Annotated in this window: 17 protein-coding genes and 1 pseudogene; 4 read left to right on the top strand and 14 right to left on the bottom strand. The window is 37.4% G+C overall.

Going from position 1 to position 16,473, the window contains the following annotated elements:
- Position 1: 1 nt before the first annotated feature.
- Positions 2-1,147, bottom strand: a complete 1,146-nt coding sequence (locus tag ACXM0J_RS12505) for an acetyltransferase domain-containing protein (protein WP_086266248.1) — start codon at positions 1,145-1,147, stop codon at positions 2-4.
- Between the two features lie 75 nt (positions 1,148-1,222).
- Between ACXM0J_RS12505 and ACXM0J_RS12500 the strand changes: the two genes are divergently transcribed.
- On the top strand, positions 1,223-3,313 hold the full coding sequence (locus ACXM0J_RS12500) for a TonB-dependent receptor (protein WP_213034475.1): 2,091 nt from the start codon (positions 1,223-1,225) through the stop codon (positions 3,311-3,313).
- Between the two features lie 42 nt (positions 3,314-3,355).
- Here ACXM0J_RS12500 and ACXM0J_RS12495 read toward each other — a convergent pair whose 3' ends face one another.
- The 5 genes and pseudogenes from ACXM0J_RS12495 to ACXM0J_RS12475 form a co-directional block, all read right to left on the bottom strand.
- A complete protein-coding gene (locus ACXM0J_RS12495) occupies positions 3,356-3,733 on the bottom strand; it encodes a nuclear transport factor 2 family protein (RefSeq protein ID WP_086266249.1) in 378 nt (125 codons plus the stop codon).
- Between the two features lie 28 nt (positions 3,734-3,761).
- On the bottom strand, positions 3,762-4,139 hold the full coding sequence (locus tag ACXM0J_RS12490; protein WP_069035888.1) for a ribonuclease E inhibitor RraB: 378 nt from the start codon (positions 4,137-4,139) through the stop codon (positions 3,762-3,764).
- A gap of 127 nt (positions 4,140-4,266) precedes the next feature.
- Positions 4,267-4,932: a pseudouridine synthase gene (locus tag ACXM0J_RS12485; RefSeq protein WP_086266250.1), complete on the bottom strand. Its 666-nt coding sequence runs from the start codon at positions 4,930-4,932 to the stop codon at positions 4,267-4,269.
- Positions 4,933-5,043: 111 nt separating this feature from the next.
- A pseudogene (locus ACXM0J_RS12480) lies at positions 5,044-5,238 on the bottom strand (DUF1003 domain-containing protein); the annotation flags it as partial.
- Positions 5,239-5,262: 24 nt separating this feature from the next.
- Entirely contained in the window at positions 5,263-5,766 is a 504-nt protein-coding gene (locus tag ACXM0J_RS12475) for a DUF2867 domain-containing protein (RefSeq protein WP_086266251.1), read from the bottom strand.
- Between the two features lie 608 nt (positions 5,767-6,374).
- On the opposite strand from ACXM0J_RS12475, the gene ACXM0J_RS12470 reads away from it, so the two are divergent.
- Positions 6,375-7,076: an SDR family NAD(P)-dependent oxidoreductase gene (locus ACXM0J_RS12470; RefSeq protein ID WP_086266252.1), complete on the top strand. Its 702-nt coding sequence runs from the start codon at positions 6,375-6,377 to the stop codon at positions 7,074-7,076.
- 86 nt (positions 7,077-7,162) lie between these two features.
- Here the strand turns inward: ACXM0J_RS12470 and ACXM0J_RS12465 are convergent, their stop codons facing one another.
- The 6 genes from ACXM0J_RS12465 to ACXM0J_RS12440 are packed head-to-tail and all read right to left on the bottom strand — an operon-like array spanning position 7,163 to position 12,559.
- Positions 7,163-7,639 (bottom strand): hypothetical protein, encoded by a 477-nt coding sequence (locus ACXM0J_RS12465; protein ID WP_086266253.1) that lies wholly within the window; start codon positions 7,637-7,639, stop codon positions 7,163-7,165.
- Between the two features lie 45 nt (positions 7,640-7,684).
- Positions 7,685-8,107: a hypothetical protein gene (locus ACXM0J_RS12460; protein WP_086266254.1), complete on the bottom strand. Its 423-nt coding sequence runs from the start codon at positions 8,105-8,107 to the stop codon at positions 7,685-7,687.
- Positions 8,061-8,471: a hypothetical protein gene (locus ACXM0J_RS12455; RefSeq protein WP_086266255.1), complete on the bottom strand. Its 411-nt coding sequence runs from the start codon at positions 8,469-8,471 to the stop codon at positions 8,061-8,063. The genes ACXM0J_RS12460 and ACXM0J_RS12455 overlap by 47 nt, the downstream gene beginning before the upstream one ends.
- Positions 8,472-8,479: 8 nt before the next feature.
- Entirely contained in the window at positions 8,480-8,968 is a 489-nt protein-coding gene (locus tag ACXM0J_RS12450) for a hypothetical protein (protein WP_086266256.1), read from the bottom strand.
- Positions 8,965-9,795, bottom strand: a complete 831-nt coding sequence (locus tag ACXM0J_RS12445; protein ID WP_086266257.1) for a lipase family protein — start codon at positions 9,793-9,795, stop codon at positions 8,965-8,967. Before ACXM0J_RS12445 ends, ACXM0J_RS12450 begins: the two co-directional genes overlap by 4 nt.
- A 1-nt stretch (position 9,796) precedes the next feature.
- Positions 9,797-12,559, bottom strand: coding sequence for a type VI secretion system Vgr family protein (locus ACXM0J_RS12440; RefSeq protein ID WP_086266258.1), 2,763 nt, complete (start codon positions 12,557-12,559; stop codon positions 9,797-9,799).
- Between the two features lie 261 nt (positions 12,560-12,820).
- On the opposite strand from ACXM0J_RS12440, the gene ACXM0J_RS12435 reads away from it, so the two are divergent.
- Positions 12,821-13,513 (top strand): tetratricopeptide repeat protein, encoded by a 693-nt coding sequence (locus ACXM0J_RS12435; RefSeq protein ID WP_086266259.1) that lies wholly within the window; start codon positions 12,821-12,823, stop codon positions 13,511-13,513.
- Positions 13,514-14,174: 661 nt separating this feature from the next.
- On the top strand, positions 14,175-14,459 hold the full coding sequence (locus ACXM0J_RS12430; protein ID WP_086266260.1) for a hypothetical protein: 285 nt from the start codon (positions 14,175-14,177) through the stop codon (positions 14,457-14,459).
- 343 nt (positions 14,460-14,802) lie between these two features.
- Here the strand turns inward: ACXM0J_RS12430 and ACXM0J_RS12425 are convergent, their stop codons facing one another.
- Both ACXM0J_RS12425 and ACXM0J_RS12420 read right to left on the bottom strand, forming a co-directional pair.
- Entirely contained in the window at positions 14,803-15,339 is a 537-nt protein-coding gene (locus ACXM0J_RS12425) for a hypothetical protein (protein WP_086266261.1), read from the bottom strand.
- A gap of 377 nt (positions 15,340-15,716) precedes the next feature.
- A complete protein-coding gene (locus ACXM0J_RS12420; RefSeq protein WP_086266262.1) occupies positions 15,717-16,226 on the bottom strand; it encodes a GNAT family N-acetyltransferase in 510 nt (169 codons plus the stop codon).
- Positions 16,227-16,473: the final 247 nt, after the last annotated feature.

Below are 16,473 nucleotides of genomic sequence, written 5' to 3'. Positions count from 1 at the left end.
ATTAGAAATATTTTAAAATCGAAATGTGTTTATTTTGATGTTTGAACTTCGAGAACCACTTAACTGCTGGATAGAGCGCAAAAGACAACACAATCGTGATTAACCACAGCATCCACACATGATTGACCGACAAATAGTTTCCGTAGTTAGCTCCCCACACACTTAGCGCAAAAACATACATCAGTTTCAACACATATAAATGCAGTAAGTAAAAGAACATAGGCACCGAGCCAAACACCACCAAGGGTTTTAGAAATGAATATTGCTGCATACGCTCAAAAGCAACGAGCGCAAGCAAGCCAATTCCAACATTCAGCAAAATAAATAATAAAGACGGCGGATACTTAGTGAGGTTAAAAAAGCTCATGAGACTCAGTTGTAATGACTCAAAATGTTGCCACGGCTGGTCACCATAGACGTTGATAAAACGTAGTAAAACAAATAACCCTATACTTGCTAAACCAACACTGAGTAAAGCGTGGCCTCTTTGCTTTGCTGTATATTTTGAACTAAAGAACTGACCTAAAACGTAGCCTAATAAAATCACCCCAATCCAAGGTAAAACTGGATAACTTGTACGAAGCTTGATACCCGCAAACTCAAGCCAGCCACGTTCATGTAAAACGAACCATATATTCTGTAGGATGCCTTGTGAGAAGTGCACAGAATCTAGCAGGTTGTGCCCAAAAATAATGACCAAAGCTACACCAGCAAGAACTGGCAAAGGCAAACTTACACAGCAAGCTAATACCACCATGCTAATACCTATCGCCCAAATCACCTGTAAATAAATGACTTCGGGTGGAAAAGTTGCTGTCCATGCAAAGTTCACTAGCGTGACCTCTAATACAATCAAAAATAAGCCGCGTTTTAATAGAAAAGCACGGGTTTGCTGTAAGTCTTGTTTTTTTGATTGAAATAAAAATGCAGAAATACCCGTTAAAAGTACAAAAACCGGAGCGCAAATATGTGCCAATAATCGACTGCCAAATAATGCTGGTTCTGTTACTGTTACGTCCATTGGATCGGTAACCTGTTTATGTAAATAGAAAGTTTCTCTTACATGGTCGAGTAACATAATGATGATCACCAAACCACGCAATGCATCAATCGACTGTAAACGTTCAATATTCTTTTCTAAAGACATAGCAGTAATCAACAAAATAATGTAACGTTATACTATTACATTTAATTCCTTTTGTCTTTTTATGGCTGATTATTTATGCGACACAAATTAGGATTGCTGTCTTCGTTAGGTCTATCATTTATATCGACATTCACTTGGGGAGAGGAAACATCAACGGTACTTGAAACTATACGTATTCAGGCTGAAAGCACCCGAGAAGATCTGAGCCAAAATAGCTCGGCGACTAAATTTACTCACGATGTTTTAGATGTCCCTTTTAACCGTGCTTATGTTTCAAAAAAAATGATGGAACAACAAGACGTTCAACGGATTGATGACGCATTAACTTTAGTGAGCGGGGTTTTTCATCAAAACAGTTTCGGTGGTGGCTTTTGGGATAATTACTCTTTCCGCGGTTTTAGTACCGATCCCAATTTAGGTGCGGCTATGATCCGCAACGGCTTGAGTGTCAACAGAGGTATTAGTGCTCCAAAAGATGTAGTGAATATTGAATCTTTAGAGTTTTTAAAAGGACCAATGGCGGCGCTATATGGTCGCGGCGAAACAGGAGGTTTGCTCAACCTCAACAGTAAAAAACCACAGTGGGAAAGCGAAAGTGAACTTAACTTACGTGCCAATACCCAAGAACAATATCGCATAAGTCTGGAGCATACTGCCCCTATTAACGATGAACTGGCCTATCGTCTAGCAGTGGCTCACGAAGATAATCAAAGCTTTCGTGATCATGTTAGCAGTGAACGCTGGTTCTTTTCACCGCAGCTCACATGGAAAATTTCAGACAAAACACAACTCGACTTTGACAGTGAATTTACAGAACATAAAGGAACCTTTGACCGCGGTGTCAGCACAGTCAATCATCAGTTTGTGATGGATCCGAAAACATTTACAGGTGAACCTGACGACGGCGATTTGAAAATAAAAGATTACTTTTACCAATTACGTCTGAGTCACGAATTTAACCCTGACTGGAAACTAAATAGTGCTGTCAGCTATAAAGACGCCAAAATGGTCGGCTTTGCAACCGAACCTCGCCGTATACAAGCCGATGGACGTACTTTAGAGCGTCAACGTCGCTATCGTGATTATAAGAGTGAAGATGTGCTCGCTCAGACAGAATTACTTGGCAAGATTGATACCTCATGGGCTCGCCATGAAATTTTGCTTTCAACCGAGCTTGGTCAACTCGACTATAAACAAAACCAGCTTCGTCGTAATCACAGTGCTGGCATGCCTAACACAATTGATATTTACCAACCCGAATATGGCAAATATTTACCGAACTTAGCTCCGTTTACCAATACCAAAGAACAGCAGCGTTACTTTGCACTCAATATTCAAGACCAGATCTTTTTTAATGATCAGTGGAGTGTGCTATTCGGTAACCGTTTTGATCAGGTCGAACAAGACTTTAAAAATCACCTAACTCAGACTGAAAGCAACCAGACACTTCATCAAAATAGTCCGCGTTTCGGAGTAAACTTTAAGGCCTCTGACCAGTGGGCGTTTTATACCAACTATGGTCGCTCATTTGCCATGAATAGTGGTATGAACCGAAATGGTCAGACTTTTGCCCCTGAAAAAGGCGAAAGTTATGAAGTCGGCACCAAATATAAAATAAACGACCAAAGTGTGGTGAGTCTCGCTCTGTTTAAAATGAAAAAACAGAATGTACTGACAACCGACCCAATCGACAGTAACTTCCAAACCGCAGCTGGCGAAGTAAGTAGTAAAGGGATTGAGTTTGACTTAAATAGCCAAATCACTGACCGTTGGTTCGTCAATGCCAACTATAGTTATACTGATGCTCAAATTGAAAAAGACCAAGACTTGCCAAAAGGTGCACGTTTGAGCAATGTTCCAAAACACCAAGGCTCCGTAAGCACCAATTATGAATTTCTACAAGAAGGTCCGAGAAAAGCAGGTGTAGGTGCCAACCTCACCTATGTCGGTGAACGCAGCGGGCATAATCTAGATAATGGATTTAATTTACCAAACTATACGCTGGTCAATTTAAATAGCTACTATGCCCCATCTGATCGTTTACGTTATCAGCTCAATGTAAATAATCTGTTTGATAAAACTTACTATGTTTCAAGCTATAACGATTTATGGGTTCAACCAGGCGAACCCCTGAACGCCTCAATTTCGGCACAGTGGAAGTTTTAATTCATACATAAATAAAAAGCCCGAAAACTTTCGGGCTTTTTATTAGAACATACCATTGTCATTGACGAGTGGATCGGGCTGTACTTGCCCAATATCCCAAAACTCAGCAATTTTACCCTTTTCAAAACGACAAATATGAACCACGGCCAAGGTGGTTAACCCATTCATCTGCATTTCAAGTTTTGAATGCACTGCAACCAAATCGCCCTCTTCAATGACATGTTGAACATCAAAGACTTTGTTAGGCGTTTCAATTGCACTTTCACGCATCCCTTCCTTCAAAGAAGTCGCATCACCCGCATAATAAGGATTGTGATGCTTGAAGTTTGGCGCGGTGTAATTGCTATAGGCTTCATCGACTTCACCGGCTGCGGCAAGCTCTAAAAACCGTACTGCAATTTGTTTTTGAGATAAGTTCATATTTATCTCCTACTTTTTATTTTAGACCTTACTGCAACAGATCTTCTTCGTCGTCTTCCTCGAAGACATAGGCCATACAGCCCCATCCATCATATTCGCCCTGAAATTTCTCAGCGATACTGGCAAACCATTGTTCCAAGTCAACAATATCTGAATACTCAGGTTCCATGTTAACGAAGATGGTAATTACCCATTCATTTGGCTCAACAGAGTCATCTTGAAAAAGTGAAACTTTTTGTTCTTGGTAAAGCAAATAAAGTGCACATTGCTCTGCATTTTTCTGATCATGAAAAGCAATAGAAAATTCAATTTCATGCAGTTCGGTTAAATCATCCCCGTCTTCAGCCATTTGCCAAAGTACATTGCCGTTATCGTCATCTGGAAATTGTTCGTAGTCACGAGTCATAAAGTGATCCTTGTTGTTGTTGCGATATTAATATTATTCGACATCAAGAATACCCGACTTTTATTGCAGTTTGGGTATATATTCAGTTCCCAATTGCATCAAATTAATTTTTTTAAGTATATAAATTTTAAAAAGGCACTTGTGACTCAATCACCACATCCGTTCCATTTAAGGGATGTTGGAAAGCCAAATATGCGGCATGTAAGGCCATGCGATTTAAGTAAAAACGTTTAGGCTCAGGGTGATATAGCTTGTCCCCCATAATCGGATGTCCTATATGCATCATGTGCACACGTAACTGATGCGAGCGTCCTGTTACTGGTTCAAGTAATACTCGACTTTGATTGTTCTTTTCATCATAGATGAGCGCTTGAAACAAAGTTTTAGCATGTTTGCCTAATTCAAAATGTACAATTTGTCTTGGGCGATTTTCCCAGTCAGTAATGAGAGGAACTTCAACACTGCCCTCTTGTGCGACTTGGCCTTGCACCAACGCAATATAATGCTTTTTGACTGTTCTGGCCTGAAACATTTTACTTACCGCAACTTCTGCATCGCGATGTTTGGCAAACATAAGTAGGCCCGAAGTCGCCATATCTAAACGATGCGTGACCTTTGCTAAAGGAAACTTTTCTAGCACCCGTAAATAAGCGCTGTCATGATGCTCAGGTAAACGCCCCATCACTGACAACAAGCCTGCAGGTTTATCAACCACAATCAAATCATCGTCTTCAAATAAAATTGAAAGCGGATCTTGTGGCGGAGCGTAAACAAAATTGTCGTTTAAAGGCATGGTCGTAGAAGCAGCAATGGAGCATGGCGGCAAATCATAAAGAAATTTCGAACCTACCGCAAAATAATCTATAACGCTCTACTCATGTTCCACGTGAAACTCAGAAAATCTTTATCGTTTTTTATTCATTTCAGCCAAAAGATCGAGCTGAATTTCTTGAATATGCGCAAGCCTTTCCCACTGATACGATAAAAGATGGTCCATTTTTTCATGCAAATGACGAATCTCAAGCTCAGCTTTTAAATTAATTTGATAATCATGTTGAGAACGTAAGCGGTCTTTGGCTTCTTGGCGATTTTGGTTGATCGCACCGTAAATAAAAAGAGTGTTCTAACCTAAAATCTGTAAAGTCGCTGGCACGATTTTTCGATGAGCAGGAATCACAGGCACCATATAAAGTCGTCCTAGCCAATTTTTAATATGTACCACTGTGGTTACGGTAAGCACTTTGGTCTTTTCATTCTTGTATATAGATAAAGTCACATTTAAATGCTTGTCATCGTCTCCAATCACTAATTCATTTTCTGTACGCTGCAACAAGGTAAAAATTCCAATCCGGTCACCTGCGACATACTCATTTTCTTTTTTATGAGTATCAATTTGCTTAAAACTTCCTAAATCCTTAAGCCCAATCTTTGAAGTAATTTTATTACGCATATTCATGCTCCACTCTACCCACTGTGGAGTGTGATGGAACAGTTTAATAAGCTGCTCAAATACATTCAGGTCAGGTTGACCAAGCACAATACTCCACGAGTCGTGGAAGTAGGCATTATTCAGTTGAGATGAGATTTGACTGTCATGCGGCAAGGTAGAAAGATAAGGCTTATTCATGAATTATATTCTTGTAAAGTATAGTTTTTATTATAGAGAATTTTTTAAGGTGTCAAGGGAAAACATCTATGGTTTACTTCAACAATCATAACTTTGTAAGTTATAACCTTGTGCCTATAAACTTTTGATCTATAGCGTCCTAAGCCGAATCGAGACCTTTTGGGTGAGTACACACTAACGTTATACGTTTTGGTGCATGCTACTCTTTTCGATCCCTATCACACCCTTGAGATATAGTTTAGCCAGCACCCTGCGGGATTGTTTTTCTAAGAAAAGCTAATTTTTAATATTTTTGGGAATTTTTACGTCATTAGACAAATTTAAAAGAATTTATTCCCATTTACCAATAATTAATTATATTTAAATTCCACTTTATTTGTATTTTTCGGTTTATTTTACCAATAAAAATTTATAAGCTAAATTGGAAGTTCTTTCAACAGCGCATGTTTAGCCGAATAACTCATGTAAAGCTGACTCCCTAATCCCCACTTTTAAGCATTTTTATTCTTTGGGTACTATTCTTAGAGATAACTTTTGCGCTTGAATACATTATAAAAACATATTATAAATTATTTCTAACCAAATGATTGGTTTTTTGGAACTTTATAATGAACAACAATATTATAATTTTTGGTTATGGAACGGGTATTTCCCAAGCCGTAGCACATAAATTTGGTAAAGAAGGCTATAAAATCGGTTTAGTGGCACGTAATGCTGAAAAACTTGAAAAGGCCATTTTAGAACTTAAAACACAAGGTATTGAAGCTTACGCTTTTACATGTGATTTAGCGGTTCTTGAAGATATACCAAATCTTATTAATCGTATTAAAGACCGATTAGGAGAGATTAAAAATATTCATTGGAATGCTTTCCATGATATTGAAGGCAATATCTTAAAAACCCCTCCACTAGAGCTTACCAAAAGCTTTCATATTCGTGTTTCGAGCTATATTGCGACGGTACAAGCTTGCTTAGGCGATTTAGAGAAGAACCACGGTAGTATTTTATCGACAAACGGAATCTTTGCTTTCGATGCAGTGGGTATCGACTTGGTTGCTAAAGAGTACTCATCCTTAGCAACTACCGCTGCCGCTCAATACAAAGCCACCAACTTACTTGCTCATAGTCTTGCTGACTCAAATGTTTACGTGAGCCAAGTGATTGTGAATGGTTTTGTTGATGGGACATCTGGAGCACAAGATAGGACCTACACGGTGCATCCAGAAACGGTTGCAGAGCAGTTCTGGTATTTACACCAGCATAAACAAGAAACTGTTTCCTTTTGTGGTGAAGCAATTCAAGCTGCTTAAAATTATTTCTTATGGGAGAAGAAGCATAATTAATTAGGCTTCTTCTGATTTTTAAATTTATGTTTGTATGTCACAGAAGTATTTAATTATTTTTCATACGCTGAAGGATCAATTTTGTATTCTTTGAATAAAATTGAACGCACAGAGTCTTTTATACGTTCATCATGTTTAATAATTAAATAAATATCTTTTTTAGTCAGAGGAATTTCTTTTAGTAAATCTGGCAAGTCCTTCGACCTTATACCACTGACTTCACTAGGTTGTTTTAAGATATCTGGATCTTGTTCTTCGAATTTAAAATCTACACCTTGTAAATTGAAATAAACCATAACCCTTCTGTTCAAAGAGTCACTATCATCATATAAAACAGTACCTTCTGGTAAAATATAATATTCTGGCAAAGTGCTATTTTTCGAATATTTACCTTCAAACGAATATATCTTTAAAGGTTTTTCTAAAACATGAATTTCGGGTGTTTTTGTACGGTTCCAGAAGTAATAATTTAATAAAGACTGTATGATGAAAATTGAAATTAGTATGGTAATTAATAAATTCTTTTTCATACTTATCTCTTATTTAAACCAAATAAAATCACATGGTTAAATATCTTATTCATTTACAATGAATTCATAGGTCTTATCTAACTTCCCATCCCCACTAGCATAAAAACCCGCATATATATGAATCGTAAAAGTTCCCTTATACTTTGGAACTCCAGAAATTTTTAAATTATTATAAGCATCTGCTTCATTTTGATCTATTGGCTCAATAGAGATATTCATATCACTTGGAAAATTATCTTTTACTTCAAAAGACTGTGGTATCACTCTACCACCTGATATGTTTAATTGCTGATTATATGCCTTACCTACATAGGCTACTGGAAGTCTTTCAGGCTCAATTGTATATTCGTGACCACACCCTGCCATAAGTAACAAGGGAATACCTAAAGTTATCAAGTCAAGTTTCAGATTTTTAAACAAATTATTTTTCTTCCCATACAATTGGAAATTTTTCTGATTTAGAGACATTACCAATTATTGCAGAGAAAATTGCTTGACATTCTAAATTAATTTTTTTAAGTGAACTGATATCTATAGGCTCACAGCTTCTATTATCATAATTTGAGCAAAATTCTACAGATACATCAATTTTGTTATTTTCAATCTTATCTATATAAGCATCCAACATTTGATTGTTATTAGCAGTATTTTTGCAAACAATTTTTTTTGATGAAGATTCTTTTATTTTATTTAAAACTTCCTTATCTTCAATTTTCGTAGCAAAGTTTAATTTTTCATTACTTTTCCTAGTATATTCTATTGTGAAATTTGAAATTTTTTCACTACATCCACTTAAAAAAGTTAGCCCTAATAGGTAAAGAAATTTTTTCATTTAAAACTCTATTGGAAATTGGATTTTCTTATAGCTTCTTTGGATATTAAAATATTATCTGCTACAACTTTACTACTTTGTAATAAGCCCCCAAAAACTACTCTACAAGACATATTGCTAGTTAACAATTTTTCCAATTGATTCTTATCGATACATACATTCATGGATTCATCTTCGCAGACTTTGAAGTACCCAGATGAAGTATATTTTCCATTTTCTAACTTCTCGCCCTCGACTGAAATAGCTCCTGTCACAAAGTAATTTTTAATATTATCGCACTTAAAATGTGAATATTTATAATTATTCTCTTGATAAATCTTATTTAAATCATCATTTGTTTCTAAATTAAATTTAAAAATATCACCACTCATACCATCCAGACGTGAGTAAGTTAAAATCTTAATCTCTCCATTATTGTTAGATGCTTCCTCATTATTTATAAAAGGATTACATGCTGACAATGTTATAGAAAGCAATGTTAATAAAAAATATTTCATTTTATTCTACTCAACTCTTTTGACAAAATATCCTGCACACTTAAATTATTAACAATTTTCTCTTGCATCATTAATCTGAAATCTGCATGGCTATACCTTGTTACATAGTAATAGGAACTATTACTAGAGGGATAACTACTCCATTGCCCACCTAAATCTGCAATCAAATCATTGTTCCACTCATAACTTTTAGGGTCACAACTTATACTAATCCAAAGATTAAATACTGGCTTTGGTCTACTATAATAGATACTAGTTCTAGATCCCAAACCAATTTTAGATAATATTTCTCCCACTGGATCAATAGTTATCAGCACGTTAACCTTACAAATATTATTCTTATGCAATATTTCAGCTAATCCAGCTGCATTCCAACCACCTAAACTATGACCAACAATATTTACTTGTGTTTGAGGATAGGTTTTTAAAAATTTTTTTACATCATTGAAAGCATTTAATTTTTTATCCTTATTTGTATTTACTGTTAATTCTCTTGTATCAGATACATATGCCTCTTCATACCCATAATATTTAACAAATGCATTTTTACTGCCACCTTTTATAGTTGCAAAATAATTATTAACATAGTTTCCAACAAAGTATGTTGGGCCAATAGGTCTAAAATCCCCCCACCCGACAGGAACATCTCCGGGTGTAAATACATACTTATCAGCTGCCCCTCCAATGAAGATTGTTAAACTATGAGTATAAGTTGTTAACTTAACTGGAATTACTGGCGGCACATTACTTACTTTTCCATGTGCTTTTTTTAACAATTCAGTTGCTTGTTTTTTTATATCTTTATTGGCATCTATTACATTATCCATTTCAATTTACCACATGTATTTTATATTGCTTATTCGGCTCTTCTGTTTCCAACTTAACTAAGCCAGTTCGATCTAACTTACCGCGCTCAATTTCTTTATCATTTTCGTCAAAAATAATATATTCCGTGCCAGGTTTTAGTTTATTTCCTTGTTTATCCATTACATCAAACCATACACCATATTTTTGTTTTCCTTGTTCGGGTAGATACGGTAATGAACTATTCACACTCCCACCTCCCATAAATAAATGCTGCCCAGCTTTCACCTCAAACTTTCCACTCGTGGTCATAAAAATACCTGAACCGGTAATTTTGACTTGAGAGCCGCCTGCGGTGAGTACAATTTCTTTGGCTGCAGTCGCTTCGATTTTGTCTTCAGTCGAAATCACCTGAACAGCTTTACGGGCAATCAAATCTGCTCCATCGCCTTGTGCTTGTATCTCGACTTTACCTTTGCCTGCATAGAGTCTCGCCCCTTCTTGAGCTGCAAAAAGACTAATTTTATTTTGGGCATGCGCGATTAAATTCTTTTGGGTAGACAGGTTAATACTGTCTCCAGCAGTTTGGTTTATCTGGCCATCTGCGCTTAAGTGAATGTCTTCGTTACTGCTCAGCGCGATGCTATTTGGACTCGCCAACAACATAATCGCCTCTTTAAAGGTTTTAGCTTTTGCGTTGTCTTGCTGCTCGAGTTTTTCAATAAAGGATTTTAAGTTTTCTAAATTTTCTAACGGGTCAGTTTGCTGATTTTTAGCAACCTCACTGAGTGCCTTGGCATTGTTGAGGCCACCTTCGATTTGTTGCTTGGCTTCATTTGCATCAAGGTGTACGCCTTGAGCTTGGTCCTGTTTGTGGGTACTAACGAGTAAGCCACTGCCAGCTCTTACTGCGCCCCACTGGTCTGTTCTGAGTTCAAAACCTTCACCTCGGCCATCACTTTCCGCTTTGTCTTTTGGATGGCTTAAGTTACCGAGGTTTAGTTGGCTTGCTGCATGGCTACTTTGTAGTTGGGCACTGATCTGGCCTGTCGTGTCATCAAAGCGGAGTTGGTTAAAGCCTTTACCATCGACTTCTTCTGAGCGGATGCCACTGAGTTTTTTAGTGTCAGGTAATTGGCCTTTCTGATCGAACTGGGTTGGGTGGCGTTCGGCTTCATGAATACGGCCCACCACAAACGGGCGGTCAATATTGCCGTCAAAGAAGTCGATCACCACGATCTCACCCACACGTGGTAAGAAGCGTGCGCCATAACCCGCACCTGCCCACGGGGTGAGTACATCAACCCAAGCGGAGTCAGTGTCATTGTCGTTACTTCCCGCACCACCGTCATGACTATGGTCATCTGTTCGGGTAAACAGGAAGCGGACCTTAATGCGTCCCCACTGGTCGACATGGATGCTTTCACCTTCTAGCCCCACCACTCTAGCGCGCTGCGGGTGAGCGGCTGGTCGGTGCTCTAGCGGGCTATATTCAGGCACAGCTTTAATGTTGCGTCGAACCACGTTCAGCTCAGCATAGTGGCGCTGCTCAGGGTTTTGGTTGTCGAGTTGCGCAGCCTTGAATTTGTCTTTTGGTAATAGTCGCTCAAGTTGCTGTTGTAATTCTTTCGGTAAATTATTTTGGTTATAGTAGTGCTTGCTTAAGATTAAGAATTCTTTATCGGCACTATCATGTTGGTCGAGTTCTGGGTGATCATAAAGTGCAAACCAGTAACCGACCTGTGCATCACGGACGTTACCTGAAACGGTAAATTGTTTAGAACTCAGGTGATGATAAGCATTCATGTGCTGGTTAAGCTGTTCAATCTGGCCATTGCCTGAAGCAGTGGCTTGGTCTTCACCGTTTAAATCTTGCATCCAAGCGGGACTGACATGCCATGCATCTTCAAGGTTTAGGCTGGCATTGTCGTAGTGTTCACTGTGCTTTTGTGTGCCTTGTACACTGCCACTGCCTTCTTCTTGTTGTAGGGCATCGGCTTGCCAGCGTTGCACATGAACCGATGTCGGCTGTAAACGGCGTTCTGCCTTAACTTGCGTAATGGTATCGAACTGTTCTGTAGCACTGCTGCGCTGGTAGCGCAAACTACGTCGTTCAAGGGCTTGATAATTTTGGTTATCATCAATTAAACGTAACACTTGTGGCTGAATGGAAGCATTCGGGTCAGCGACAAAAAGTTGCGATTCATCGACCAGCCAGTTAACGCCTTCGCTACGCCACAAACGGGTTAAAAAGTCATAATCACTTTCATTTGACTGCATCACAAATGGACGCACATCGTAATCTTTGGTTAAGCCTGCTGTGTCGAGTGTTAAGCTTGCGGCAAATAACGGGCTTTTCTCCTGCCATTCCTTAAACAGAATTTCGCTAATATCGCGCACGCTTTTATTCATAAACACGCGGCTATTGCGGCGTTTATGCCAGAGTGCAGTTGGGTCTTTTAAGGTAAGGTTATAAATGGTGAGTGAGCCGTCGCTTTGCCCTTGGCTCGCTTCGGTAATAATGCCCGTGGTTCTAAAGAATTGACCTGTATCGGTGACTTGATCGACGGCAACCTGACAGCCAATAAATTGTTTTAATGCAATATGCGCATTTGTCGACAGACACAGTAATTCAGCAACGCTACCTTGGTTGAGGGTATGTTCACCCTCAATGCGTTGCAAGAAAACTTGCTGATTTAAAGACTGATTTGAGAATTGGATATGAACAGCGCGATTTTGTGAAACAAGGCCTAAACGCTCCAATATACTCGACACACTCATCTGCATTTTTATTATCAATCAAACTTATATTTAGGCCGCATTTTAATTAAAAAAAGACTAATCTGTCTATCTATACTCATTTTCAAAATGTAACTAGTCTAAATATGCAGTTTTAGGTTAATTTCTTATTAAATAGGTATTTAAACCGTAAAATCAGATCATTTTAAAATGCTATAAATCAGCCAAATATATTCAATATTTTTCTTTTATATTCAAATAGATATTAAAGAAAGTAACTACTCAAATTAATAAAATTCAGGATGAGATATGAAAATAAAAAAGTCTGCTTTTTATATATTTACGATGATTTTCTCTCTTCATTCTTCAGCATTTGCTGAACCGAGTGTGGCCGATATTCAATATCGTGCAGAACAAGGGCAATCCGTTGCTCAATATCATTTGGGGATGATGCTTTTAAGTGGCGAACAAGGCGTTGTTAAAAACTATGAACAAGCGTTTAAATGGCTAACTGTGGCTGATCAAAATGGAAGTATGGGGGCAAAATATAGTTTAGGGATGATGTATTACACAGGCACGGGGGTAGAAAAAGATGCCAAGCGCGCTTTTGATTATTTTACTAAGGCTGCGGCCAAAGACCATGCGAAAGCGCAATATAACTTAGGGGTGCTATATGACAGAGGTGAAGGAACTGCGCAAGATTATGGAAAGGCGTTTGAGTGGTTTAGTCGTGCTGCCAACCAAGGCTACCCACCCGCAGAATATAATTTAGCTCATCTATATAAAAAAGGTCACGGCGTCTCACAAAGCGATGAGCAAGCACTTAAGTGGTACACCAAAGCGGCTGAGCACAATGAAAGCGATGCTCAGTACAACTTGGCCCAGATGTATTTAAATGGTGAAGGCACACCGAAAAACCTACAACTGGCAAAGAAATGGTTTCAGCACGCTGCCGATGCAGGTGATTCGGATGCGAAAGAAATGCTTAAAAGTTTAGAATAGGCAGCTATCTCTATAATATTTTATTTATAAGATACTGAACCCTATTATTAATAAGATTATTTTATTATTTATTTTTTCTAATTAAATATAAATATTAATCCTATTATTTTAAAAATACATTTAGTTTTATTATTAAATCAAAAATATTTTAAACATTAAATTGACGTAATTAAAATCACCGATTATTATCTCGTTGCTGGCCTACATTGCCAGTCGGTTTTGACAGACCGCTGATCCACCACGGATTATAGTTCTGCTATAATTCGCTGGACCCTTGCGTCCCCCCTCTTTGCGGTAGGACGGTTGGGGGACGCCCCGTGCGTGCTGGTTCTATGGATCCCAGTCTGTCAACCCCTTTCCGTTCTACCACCATAAATTAATTCGCGGTAATCTGGTGGTAGGACTCCATAAATTATAAGGAGTTGACCATGACACTTTTCAAACTTATTCCCTCTCCTGCTTAATCATTTTATTTATTTAAAATTTAGGTTTTCTATTGCCTGATTTTTTAAATTCATAAACTATTTTTTATTTTAAAAATTTAATTATTTTATTTTCCTATATGCATGGGAGGGTTAATTATTACCTAAAAATTATTTTAAGCCTTAAAACAAATTATATTTTTATTCTACTCATAGATATAAATCATTATGAGAATAATATGACAATTTATAAATCTATTATGGCTTTAAGTTTGGTTGTAGCGAGCTTGGGAATTTCGGGTTGTAACTTACACACTCAGCAGGAGTTTGAAAAAATTTGCCTGTCGGGTGGACACACTAAGACCAGTTGTGGATGTATTTATCAGCGACTTGAACAAACCTACTCACCCAAGCTGATGCAGCAGCTAGAACATGTCAGTTTGCAAAGTCCTGTTCTCCCACGGGACTTTGCTCCTACTTTCTTTAGCGTCATGCAGCGGTGTGACAAAAGTAGTATGAGTTAAGCGTTTGACTTAGCTCTTTATCTCTGTGCCGCAATAGTTTCTTACTTTAAATCAGCGCAAAAGATTAAAGTCTGTTGTGGCACAGGGGCCTAAAGTTGAATTCAAAATAATATATATCGAAAGCGATCTTGTACGTTTTATCCTACAAACTTTTAGGGATTTTGCGGATTGGCGACACCCCTCTTTTTTCCTAATATGAACTCATACAGGAACAGGATGTTCCGGAACATAAAACAACAATAATAGGTTCATGCACTAGGAGCGTGAGATACGACAGGAGTCATATCTAGCAACCAAATACGAAAAAGCTCGACAGGATGTCGGGCTTTTTTTATTAAAAAAATTATCTTAATTCATCTGGATCTTTTAAATTTAATCTTATTAAATCACCTTTGCTCAAAGTACTATTGCTATTCGATAGATCTTTTCTTATAGCTTGGTAAACTTCATCTACTACAAATAAAATATTTCTACCACTATTATCATTTGCTATTGTACGAAACTTTAAATACGCTTTGATAACCTCAGGTGACGCCCAAAGAACTAGTCCACGATTAAGTTTTACGAACTTCTTTTTAAGTTCTTCAGGTAATTCTCCAGAATCTACCTCTTCATTCTGAAAACTTTCAACTATTTCAAAAAAAAGATTATAAACTTCTATCTTACTAGCTCTATGGCTTTCAGCAATATCTCGTCCTTTTGATTGCCATTGTGCATACCAAAGTCCAATTAATCCTAAAGAGGCTGTTACTAATGCGGCACCTATACTAGGGTTTAAACCTTTTAACCAACCAATAAAAAAATATAATAAGTAAACAATTAGTGCTAGTAAGGCGAAAAGCAATATAAACCCTAAAAAATTTGCCTTTTTATTTGACATTATATCTTTCCTTATTCGTTTTTTTATTTTGCCTATTCTTACCAATCTAATAGGAAGTTAAATATTAGTAAAGTTATTATATTGACCTTAAAATCAAGAAAATAGATTATTTAATATTTCATCCTCACACCATGTTTCAATGTACGTTTTATCCTACAAACTTTTAAGGATTTTGCGGATTGGCGACATCCTTCTTTTTTCCTAATATGAACTCATACAGGAACAGGATGTTCCGGAACATAAAACAACAATAATAGGTTCATGCACCAGGAGCGTGAGATACGACAGGAGTCATATCTAGCAACCAAATACGAAAAAGCTCGACAGGATGTCGGGCTTTTTTTATTGCTGTTTAAAAATACTTTAAAAGAAAATTCTTATATTGTTTTATTCACAACATACCTTTGAACTACTTGGTTGAGAGTAATTTCAGAATGAAGGCGACCATTATTTGCTTGAATGGTCTTTGCAGAAGCTAAATTAGATTTATAGCAATGTATATGTAACTCCGTTAGGCCTAACTTCCATGCCTCCTGAATTGTAAGCTCTAACAATTTCGAGCCAAAATTCATTCCACGTTTAGAAGGACGAATACCTAAACCAATATGTCCACCACAATATTCAATCTGTTCATTGAGTTTAAGTCGCAAGTTAGACGCGCCAATAATTTCATTACCTTCTACTAACCAATATGTAATATTGGGAACATGCCCTTCTTCTAGAGATTCCCCTTTTTCATAATCTCTCAGTTTATTCAAAAATGATTCAAAATTTGTATGGTCAAAATCCATTGTCAAAGGGTAACGTTCTTCATCAGCTAATTCATTAATATAGTTGTTATAGCTCTCTTTAAACCTTAAATGAGGTTTTACCAACATAACGGTCATTTATTGATTACTCCCGATAAAATTGTTCTTTTTACAACCAAACTTAAACATAACATATTGTTATCAATAGCAACTCTTATTCTTCTCAACATCTCAAATGATTAGATATAAAAGTAAGCCCCCTCTATTCGCCCCCCTCTGTAACTACAAAACGCCTCACACCATGTTTCAATGTACGTTTTATCCTACAAACTTTTAGGGATTTTGCGGATTGGCGATATCCCTCTTTTTTCCTAATATGAACTCA

Source organism: Acinetobacter sp. GRABPA_MV_2 (genome assembly GCF_056725885.1).
This window is presented reverse-complemented; position numbering and strand designations above follow the sequence as displayed.

Coding starts and splice junctions, on each gene's coding strand:
- ACXM0J_RS12505 (WP_086266248.1), bottom strand. CDS start 1,147: ATGTCTTTAGAAAAGAATATTGAACGTTTACAGTCGATTGATGCATTG.
- ACXM0J_RS12500 (WP_213034475.1), top strand. CDS start 1,223: ATGCGACACAAATTAGGATTGCTGTCTTCGTTAGGTCTATCATTTATA.
- ACXM0J_RS12495 (WP_086266249.1), bottom strand. CDS start 3,733: ATGAACTTATCTCAAAAACAAATTGCAGTACGGTTTTTAGAGCTTGCC.
- ACXM0J_RS12490 (WP_069035888.1), bottom strand. CDS start 4,139: ATGACTCGTGACTACGAACAATTTCCAGATGACGATAACGGCAATGTA.
- ACXM0J_RS12485 (WP_086266250.1), bottom strand. CDS start 4,932: ATGCCTTTAAACGACAATTTTGTTTACGCTCCGCCACAAGATCCGCTT.
- ACXM0J_RS12475 (WP_086266251.1), bottom strand. CDS start 5,766: ATGAATAAGCCTTATCTTTCTACCTTGCCGCATGACAGTCAAATCTCA.
- ACXM0J_RS12470 (WP_086266252.1), top strand. CDS start 6,375: ATGAACAACAATATTATAATTTTTGGTTATGGAACGGGTATTTCCCAA.
- ACXM0J_RS12465 (WP_086266253.1), bottom strand. CDS start 7,639: ATGAAAAAGAATTTATTAATTACCATACTAATTTCAATTTTCATCATA.
- ACXM0J_RS12460 (WP_086266254.1), bottom strand. CDS start 8,107: ATGTCTCTAAATCAGAAAAATTTCCAATTGTATGGGAAGAAAAATAAT.
- ACXM0J_RS12455 (WP_086266255.1), bottom strand. CDS start 8,471: ATGAAAAAATTTCTTTACCTATTAGGGCTAACTTTTTTAAGTGGATGT.
- ACXM0J_RS12450 (WP_086266256.1), bottom strand. CDS start 8,968: ATGAAATATTTTTTATTAACATTGCTTTCTATAACATTGTCAGCATGT.
- ACXM0J_RS12445 (WP_086266257.1), bottom strand. CDS start 9,795: ATGGATAATGTAATAGATGCCAATAAAGATATAAAAAAACAAGCAACT.
- ACXM0J_RS12440 (WP_086266258.1), bottom strand. CDS start 12,559: ATGCAGATGAGTGTGTCGAGTATATTGGAGCGTTTAGGCCTTGTTTCA.
- ACXM0J_RS12435 (WP_086266259.1), top strand. CDS start 12,821: ATGAAAATAAAAAAGTCTGCTTTTTATATATTTACGATGATTTTCTCT.
- ACXM0J_RS12430 (WP_086266260.1), top strand. CDS start 14,175: ATGACAATTTATAAATCTATTATGGCTTTAAGTTTGGTTGTAGCGAGC.
- ACXM0J_RS12425 (WP_086266261.1), bottom strand. CDS start 15,339: ATGTCAAATAAAAAGGCAAATTTTTTAGGGTTTATATTGCTTTTCGCC.
- ACXM0J_RS12420 (WP_086266262.1), bottom strand. CDS start 16,226: ATGACCGTTATGTTGGTAAAACCTCATTTAAGGTTTAAAGAGAGCTAT.